This window comes from Sphingorhabdus sp. (assembly GCF_035329025.1).
Taxonomy (GTDB): Bacteria; Pseudomonadota; Alphaproteobacteria; order Sphingomonadales; family Sphingomonadaceae; genus Sphingorhabdus_B.
Window position 1 is genome coordinate 1 of sequence record NZ_DAOLHN010000085.1, and the last position, 4,575, is coordinate 4,575.

Annotated in this window: 8 protein-coding genes; 2 read left to right on the forward strand and 6 right to left on the reverse strand. The window is 61.2% G+C overall.

What is annotated here, in order from left to right; all coding sequences use genetic code 11:
- The 4 genes from PKC81_RS14425 to PKC81_RS14440 all read right to left on the reverse strand — a co-directional run.
- Nucleotides 1–1,073, reverse strand: a 1,073-nt coding sequence (locus tag PKC81_RS14425) for a multicopper oxidase domain-containing protein (protein WP_324337283.1), incomplete at its 3' end; no start/stop codon positions are given.
- A gap of 31 nt (nucleotides 1,074–1,104) precedes the next feature.
- Nucleotides 1,105–1,671 (reverse strand): RNA polymerase sigma factor, encoded by a 567-nt coding sequence (locus PKC81_RS14430; RefSeq protein ID WP_298603545.1) that lies wholly within the window; start codon nucleotides 1,669–1,671, stop codon nucleotides 1,105–1,107.
- Complete coding sequence (locus tag PKC81_RS14435) at nucleotides 1,668–2,123, reverse strand: periplasmic heavy metal sensor (protein ID WP_298603547.1); 456 nt, start codon at nucleotides 2,121–2,123, stop codon at nucleotides 1,668–1,670. The genes PKC81_RS14430 and PKC81_RS14435 overlap by 4 nt, the downstream gene beginning before the upstream one ends.
- A complete protein-coding gene (locus PKC81_RS14440) occupies nucleotides 2,124–2,390 on the reverse strand; it encodes a hypothetical protein (RefSeq protein ID WP_298603549.1) in 267 nt (88 codons plus the stop codon).
- A 138-nt stretch (nucleotides 2,391–2,528) separates the two neighbouring features.
- On the opposite strand from PKC81_RS14440, the gene copC reads away from it, so the two are divergent.
- On the forward strand, nucleotides 2,529–2,909 hold the full coding sequence (gene copC / locus PKC81_RS14445) for a copper homeostasis periplasmic binding protein CopC (RefSeq protein ID WP_298603551.1): 381 nt from the start codon (nucleotides 2,529–2,531) through the stop codon (nucleotides 2,907–2,909).
- Nucleotides 2,910–2,915: 6 nt separating this feature from the next.
- On the forward strand, nucleotides 2,916–3,845 hold the full coding sequence (copD, locus tag PKC81_RS14450) for a copper homeostasis membrane protein CopD (RefSeq protein ID WP_324337287.1): 930 nt from the start codon (nucleotides 2,916–2,918) through the stop codon (nucleotides 3,843–3,845).
- Between the two features lie 15 nt (nucleotides 3,846–3,860).
- Here copD and PKC81_RS14455 read toward each other — a convergent pair whose 3' ends face one another.
- Together PKC81_RS14455 and PKC81_RS14460 are read right to left on the reverse strand one after the other, a co-directional pair.
- A complete protein-coding gene (locus PKC81_RS14455; protein WP_298603554.1) occupies nucleotides 3,861–4,094 on the reverse strand; it encodes a conjugal transfer protein TraD in 234 nt (77 codons plus the stop codon).
- 22 nt (nucleotides 4,095–4,116) lie between these two features.
- Complete coding sequence (locus tag PKC81_RS14460) at nucleotides 4,117–4,422, reverse strand: conjugal transfer protein TraD (protein WP_298603556.1); 306 nt, start codon at nucleotides 4,420–4,422, stop codon at nucleotides 4,117–4,119.
- Between the last annotated feature and the right edge of the window lie 153 nt (nucleotides 4,423–4,575).

The window sequence follows — 4,575 nt, forward strand, 5'->3', positions numbered from 1 at the left end:
TGCGGCGCAAGTGTCGCGCGGCATTGGCCCGAACGGTCGATGCTTTCTGCGATAAAGGCGTAGGGGATCGCTTCCTTGGGTTCGATAATCACGTCCCATGTCTCGGCGACGGCAATCTGGAACTCATCAGTCTCGACGGGTGTCAGTGGCAATCCGTCCGAGGCCACCACCCACATCGGCAGGCCGGGAATGCGAATGTTGAAATTGCTCATCGCTGCCGCATTGATGATCCGCAGCCGCACCCGCTCACCGGGTTGGAAAATACCTGTCCAGTTGCCCATGCTGTCATGGCCGTTGATCAGGTAATGGTAGTAAGCGCCGGTCACATCGGCGATATCAGTCGGGTCCATCAGCATCTGGCCCCACATCACTCGCTCGGACAGCGGCTGATCCTTGCCCTTCAGCAAACCCCCAAATGTCTGCTTCCGCTTGTTGAAATAGCCTGCCTTCTGCTTCTGTTTCTTGAAGTTGGTGTGGGCGTGCTGGAAACTCCAATCGGAAATCACCAGCACATGCTCGCGGTCATATTTGATCGGGTCTGCGCCCGCCGGATCGACGATCAATGCGCCATACATGCCCATTGCTTCCTGCATATGGCTGTGGCTGTGATACCAATAGGTGCCGTGCTGCCGCATCGGAAATTCGTAAGTGAAGCTCTCGCCGGGACCGATGCCGGGGAAGCTCACCCCCGGCACGCCGTCCATCTGGAAAGGCAACAGCATTCCGTGCCAGTGTACCGACGTGTCTTCGGATAATGTGTTGCGCACGACCAGCTTGATATTCTGCCCCTCGCGAAGCCGGATCAGCGGCGCGGGCAGCGTGCCATTGACGGTATAGGCATGGCCTGTTTTCTTGCCGAGGCGGAAGGCCGACTGGCCGACGCTTAGCTCAATTTCAGGGCCGTTGAGCGTCCCCGGCTGTCCGGCAACAGCGTGCAGCCCATGTGACCCGCTCTTCGCCCAAGCCGGGAACAGCTCGCCAAGCGCCATTGCGCTCCCGGCCATTGTCGCGCCCTTGAGCAGCGAGCGGCGATTCATGGGATTTTGCATCGGAAGCGATATGTCGGTTGCCATATCCTCTTTACGCACGCCTTGCCGCCACCCCTCAATCTTCTCCCAAGATTTCGCCCAACCGGCCCCGCGCACGATAGAGCCGGGTTTCGACGGCCTTTTCGCTGACCCCCAGAACCTCCGCCGCTTCGGCCTGGCTAAGTCCCTCGACCGTTCGCAGCACCAGCACCTCGCGCAAGCGGTGCGGCAAGCGGGCCATTGCTTGCATGACGTGCGCCAGCTCGGCTCGGTCGAACGCTTCTGCATCGGGCAAGGGCTGTTCGGCAGCCACGGCGAGGCCGTCCTCCATCGGGGCTGCCCGCGTGAAGAAGCTGCGCACCGCACGCCGCCGCGCCCAATCGCGGCATTTGTTGAGCGCAATGCGCGAAATCCATGTCTGAAAGGATCGCCCCGGATCGTAAGATTTGAGTGCCGCGAAAGCGGAAACGAAGCTCTCTTGCGTCAGGTCCAGCGCTTCATCGGCATCACCGATGGTGCTGCGGATCAGGCGATAGACCGGCAATTTATAGCGCGCCAGAAATTCGCGGAAGCTAGCCTCGTTTCCGCCGAGCGCAAGCGCCCTCAGCTCGGCATCGCTGCATTCGGAGAGATCGAGGCTCACTTACTCTGTGAAGGCTGGGCTTCGGCGGTTAGCGCCTTGACCACGGTCGCATCGAACATGCGCGCCTGTTCGGGATTGAGGACGGCGCGCATGGCAAAAAGATGCTCGAGCGTCTCTTTCTGGAGTTCGCCCATGACATGGTGGCTATGATCGACCGCCGCTGTCACTTGCGGGCCATAACCATGCTCGGCCTCAATGGCGCTCGCGAGCCTAGCGTTCGCAGCGCGCATTTCCAGTTCGAGCGCCTTGCGCCGGACGGCGAAGCGCGCCTCAATGGCTTCGATCTTGGCATGTTGCGCAGGATCGAGCTTCAACCGGCTGTGCAGCAGGGCATGGAGCTCGGTTTCGCTAGGGCGCGGCTGATCGGACACTGCCCGGCCGATGAAAACACCCGCCAACGCCGCCGCGAAAGCGACGACCGCAATCAGCGTAATCCGCTTCCAGCCTACCATTCAGCGCGGGTCCAGCAGCGTCGAAGGTGCCAGCACGCTGTTGCTGGCGAACGGGGATAGCGGGGGCGCAGCAACTGCGGGACTGCCCGATATGCTGCCAGCGGCGACGCCGGTGCCAAGCGACAGCAGCGCCGCCAGCGCGAGCAGGCGCGGCCCGGTCGCTTGTTCGCGGCGGCGGGTGGCGAGTGCAGCCAACACCGCATCATCCAGCGCGCCTAATGCGTCAGGCACGGGTGCATCGCGCAAATGGGGCAAAAGATCGTTCATAACCGCAACTCTCGACAAAGTTCTAAATCCTCATACGCATCGGATGATCTCACCCCTCATAACAGGCGAGGCGACATTGCGTGAGGGACGATTGCTGCCCGTGCGTATTTCCTCTGAAAGCTCACCACGGAGATACAAATGCTCAAGTTCCTTATTCCCGCTGTCGCCGCTGCGTCACTCGCAATCTTGCCGACGGCGGTGCTTGCTCATGTCAAGCTGACGGCTTCGACGCCCGCTGCGAATGCGACTGTTGCAAAGCCAAGCCGCATTGAACTCAAACTCAGCGAAAGGTTGATCGCACCGACGGTCAAGACCGAGGTTATCATGACCGGAATGCCCGGCATGAAAGATCACCCGCCCATGAAGATGGCGCATACGTCGCAGATGGGTAAGGATGGCAAGTCGATGACGCTTTTGCTCAAGAAGGCGCTGGTGCCGGGAAGCTATACCGTCAAATGGTCGGCAGCTGGCGCGGACAGCCACCGCATGGGCAGCGAGTTCAGCTTCAAGGTCAAGTAAGCGCTTATGCCCGAATGGGTCGGCATTTGCATCAGGTTCGCACAATTTGCGAGCCAGATGCTGCTTGTCGGCATCGCTGCCTTTCCGCTTTATGCCTTGCGGTCAAACGAACGGGCGGATGCAACAGTAAACCTGGCATTGGGCGCGCTCCTACCTATCCTTGCGGCCATCGCATTATGCGCCACAGTCGGCGGATTCATCGTGATGAGTGCCAACATGATGGGCGTGACGCTGGCTGAGATCGACGGAACGATGCTCCTGTCGATGGTGAGCGAGACCGACGCAGGCCGTGCCGCACTTGGGCGGCTGGCGGCATTGGTTACGGCCCTGTTGGTGCTTGCCTGGCGCACCGACCGGACAGGTTTTCGGCTGTGCGCCGTCGCGGTACTTGGCGCAGTGTCGCTTTCAACGCTTGTCTGGTCGGGCCATGCCGCTGCGACGGAGGGCGTGGCCGGAACGGTGCATCGCGTTTCGGATACCGTCCATATGCTGTCTGCCGCGATCTGGCTGGGAGCAATCCTGTGCTTCCTGTGGCTGTTGCGGTCATCGGACGGTGCAGCATCGTCCGGCAGACCGGCAATTGCGGCGCGCGCACTTGCGCAGTTCGGGCGTATTGGAACCGCTTGCGTTGCGCTGATTATCGCCACCGGAATCGTCAACGGTCAGATGATCGTCGGCTGGAATGGGATCGGCGACAGCCTTGCGGGGCCATATGGCCAGCTTCTGTTTGCCAAGCTGGCTGCGTTCGTCGCGATGCTCGCACTGGCGGCGCTCAACCGGTGGCGCTTGACCCCGGCACTCGCAAACGCCCGGCAAACCGGCGAACCCCGCGCCGAACTTATGGCGATGCGTCGTAGCGTCGTTGTCGAAGCGGCAACGGCGGCGGCCATAATCGCGCTCGTCGCATGGTTGGGAACTTTGGACCCGCTTGCTTAGAACCGCGCTTACGTCTTAGCTCACTTCATCCGCGTCAGCTTCAAACGCCCGCTTGCCCTTGCGCTTCCACAGCATCAGCGCCTGGTCGCGTTCATCGCCCCGCAGCTTGGTGGCGACGGTGAGGAACGCGCCGTAGAGCGTGGCGCGATCATCGTTGGTGAGTTCGACCAGATCGGCCTTCACGACAAGGCCGCCCAGTTCGATCAACTGCCGCGTCCGCTCGCGCCGTTTGACCTGCCATTCGCGCATGTCGGTGCGGGCCTTTCGCGCTTCAAGCCGATGCCGCGCCGCTGTCAGTCGCCTGAGCGCCTTCGGACAAGCGTTCAGTTCGCGTTCCACGCTTGCGCGCTGTGCCTTGAAAGAAAGCCGCGCCGCGTTTGCGCCAGCTCTCCTTTCGTGCGCCGTCGTTGGTTTCCTTGATTTCAAGCAACGCGCCCGCGAGCGTTTCCGCGTCCCGCGCATCCGCGCCGGTGGCGATGACCAGCTCGCCAAGCTGTTGGACGCGGCGCTCTTTCAGTTGCTTCGCTTTGTCGGCGAGCACCTTCAGTTCCGAATCGATGTCTATGGGTTTGCGCATCTATTGTCTCCATCGAGTGGTGATGCGCCGAATATAAAGCTGTGCTTTGCGCTTTGCAGTAATGGCGTTGGGACAGTCTGAAACCACCTAGTCCCGAACAGGATTTTATCATGGGAGGGCGCGCTTATACGTCGTGCCGACGTGCGCTTGGTG